The organism is bacterium (genome assembly GCA_040753555.1).
In the GTDB taxonomy this organism is placed as follows: domain Bacteria; phylum UBA9089; class UBA9088; order UBA9088; family UBA9088; genus JBFLYE01.
In genome coordinates, this window is the sequence record JBFMDZ010000205.1 from 1 (window position 1) to 3539 (window position 3539).

Annotated in this window: 1 protein-coding gene; it reads right to left on the reverse strand. The window is 38.9% G+C overall.

Annotation, left to right across the window (positions count from 1 at the left end; translation table 11 throughout):
• A partial coding sequence (locus AB1630_11275) for a right-handed parallel beta-helix repeat-containing protein (protein ID MEW6104374.1) occupies positions 1 to 3037 on the reverse strand: 3037 nt, incomplete at its 3' end.
• Positions 3038 to 3539 lie beyond the last annotated feature (502 nt).

Here is a 3539-nt window from a genome sequence, read left to right on the forward strand (position 1 = left end):
TTATAATCTTTGGGTTTGGAACAAGCAAGAATATGGCTATTGCTATTTCTTTGCTATCCCTTGCTGTAATAAGCTTTGTGCAGGGAGGTTGGGTGTTGACCACAAAGGTTGTTGAGAAGGTGCCATTGGCTGATGAATAGGCTGTTGTTATGGTTGGCATTGTTCCAAAGTCTATGGTTATTTGTTCTCCTGATGAAAAACCTACACCTTGAAGGGTGACTATTGAGCCGCCAAAGCCTGATGTTGGAAAGACTAAGACAATCCTTCCCGTTATCTTGAAGAAGCCAGCAGCGATATTGCCTTCTTCGTCCCTTGCGGTAATTATCTTTGTGCAGGAAGGTTGAGTGTCTACAATAAAGGTGGTGGAGAATACGCCATTTTCGTTTGAGAGAGTTGTTGTAATAGTGAGGTGGGTTCCAAAGTCAATGGAAACATGGGTATTTGTAGAAAAGTCCATTCCTTCTATAGTAATCTCTGTTCCAACACGACCAGAGGATGGAGAGAGTATAATTAGGGTATAAGGTCTATATGGTCTATACTCAACCCAATCGCTTACCTTATCGCCTTGACCTGATGGATTTGTAACTGGATGCTCTGGTCCAGAATTTGCTCCCCACCAGTTAAAGGTTGCAGAAATTGTTCCTGAAGAGCCGTCATGATAAACGCCATAACCTTTGGTTAAGTCGCCATTTTTGTTGCCAAAGAGGCTATTATAATAGGTTGTAAAGGAGGAATTTGAGATGGAATATATACCATATCCAACTCCAGGTAAGCCACCACCCGGACCACCTGTTCCTGCTTGCCCTCCTATGTTATTTGATATGGTATTTCCTAAGATTGTAATATTTGTTGATGAATAAAGGTATATTCCACAACCAATTCCTCCAGAGCCACCTGAACCTAAATTGCCACCTGCTCCTCCCAAACCTCCGCTGTTGTTTGAAATAACATTGTTTAATATGATAATATTGAGTGAATTTAAAAGGTATATCCCACTTCCCATCCCACCAGAAACATACCATGTTATTCCATTTTCACCTATCCCTCCAAAGATTGTATTATTTTGGACAGTAAAGTTTTGGCAGTTTATAAGAACAATTCTTCCCAGGTTTGTTGAGCCAGAGCCAAATAATGTTAAATTCTGATTTTCAATAGTGACACCTGATTGATTATAGTAATAATAAATAGGTTCGCTATTATAGATATTAGAAGTATCAATAATGTTGTTGTAGCTATCTGGTTCAATATATACTCCATATCCCTGACCAGAACCTGCATTGCCTTCAACTCTGGAACCAGGTATTCCTCCACATCCTCCAATGCTATTGGAAATAATATTTTGCCTAATAGTATTGTTAGTTGATGAGAATGAAAGATATATCCCGTTACCCATTCCCCCTTGACCTCCTAAACCCCGCATGGTACCATTTCCTCCTTTACCTCCTATGTTATCTGATATAGTGTTTTGTGTAAAGATGTTTCCACTTGAAGATGAAAGATATATTCCACAGCCAATTCCTCCAGAACCACCAGGACCATCCTTGCCTCCTGTTCCACCTTGTCCTCCTTGGTTTTGAGAGAAGGTATTGTTTGAGATGGTATTTCCACTTGAAGATGAAAGATATATTCCACAGCCAATTCCTCCGGAACCACCAGGACCATCCTTGCCTCCTGTTCCACCTTGTCCTCCTTGGTTTTGAGAGAAGGTATTGTTTGAGATGGTATTTCCACTTGAAGATGAAAGATATATTCCACAGCCAATTCCTCCGGGATCACCTGAAATATTATAACCGCTGCCTGTTGTTCCACTTTCTCCAATTCCTCCAGAGATTGTATTGTTTCTTATTGTAAAATTGGAACAATTGATTAAGACAATCCTTCCTAAGTTTGTTGAACCTGAACCAGCTAATGTTAAATTCTGATTTTCAATTATAGTTGGGGTTGTGATTCCATAATAATAAAAGATAGACTCACCATTATAAGTATTGGTTGTATCGATGAAGTTATTGTAACTATCTGATTTAATATATATTCCGTATCCCTGACCAGGATCGCCGATTGAACCCTGATCGCCTACTCCTCCTTGACCTCCTTGGCTATTAGATATTTTGTTTTGAGTGAGAGTGTTTCCCATCGAAGACAAGAAATATATCCCACAACCAATATTTCCTTGGCCACCCGCACCACCCTGGTTATAAAATAAGCTTTCATTTCCTCCATTTCCTCCTGTATTATCAAAGATAATATTTAAATCAATAGTATTTCCATTTGATAAAGAAAGATATATTCCACAACCAATTCCACCTTGAGGAGGTGTTATCCCGTAATAACCGCTTGTTGTTCCTCCAGTTCCTCCTATGTTGTTAGAGATGGTATTTGAGCTAATGATAATGTTAGTTGAAGAAGAAAGATAGATCCCCGCACCAATTCCACCCTGACCCCCTAAGCTCCATTCTGCACCCGCTCCTCCCTGACCTCCTATATTCTCAGATATAGTATTTGAAGCAACGAGAATGTTAGTTGAGGTTGAAAGATATATTCCGCATCCCAATTCACCTGGTTGTCCATGATAACCTGTTACACCATCATTTCCCTTATTATTGTGGATATAATTATGGGTGATTACAATTCCAAGGGCATTTTCCAAATACACCGCCTGCTTTGCATAGCCAATATCGCAATATTTGATTTGACTTCCACTTGCTCCACTTCCAGAGAGCTTAACCCCTTTCCAATCACCAGCAGAGGGTATAGTTTGGCTTGAAGTAAATGTAATCGTTCCTGTATTGCCAACAGCATTCAATGTGCCATAGCAAATTAAAGAGGTCTCTGTTGCAAACCTTACAGTTACCCCTGGCTCAATGGTTAAGATTACGCCCTCTGCTACATATACAGTATCTGTTGCAACATAAGGGCTATTTGCTAAAGCCCATGTTGTGTTGCTGGTAATTGTCCCAGAAACATAAGTCTCTGCCCAAATTGGCTTAAAAGCCAAAAACCCTAAAGCCATCAGACATCCAAAAATTGTCTTTCTCATTTTACTTTACCTCCTTAACTACCCCGTCAGACTTCGTCTGACACCCCTTCAAAGAAGGGAAATTGTTCCCCTCTTTTAGAGGGATGTTCCGCTCCTCTTGAGAGGGACGGGACGGGGTGTTTCTCTTATTCATTTTTCCTCTAATTTTTCCTCTAAACAAAAAAGCAAGCCGAAAATGGCTTGCCTTCAATTTTATATAAAAACCCTTTAGGGTAGTTAGAATTACCCCCCCCCCCGTATATTTTTGTGATTTTCTTCCTGTTCTTTCATTTTAATAAAAGTATACTCTATTGTAATAACTTTTTTCAAAAAAATTTTTTGCCTTAAACAAAAAAGTATAATTATTTTGAATATTTTTTGTCAAGCAGTTTTTTATTGAAACTTACCCATATCTTTTTAGCTAAAGAAAGGATTTTTGGGAAAATTAGGGTCTCTTTTTTAAAATTGGTATATGTTTAGCTGTTTTTATCAGTTTGAACAATTTAAAATCCCAATGCCCAAT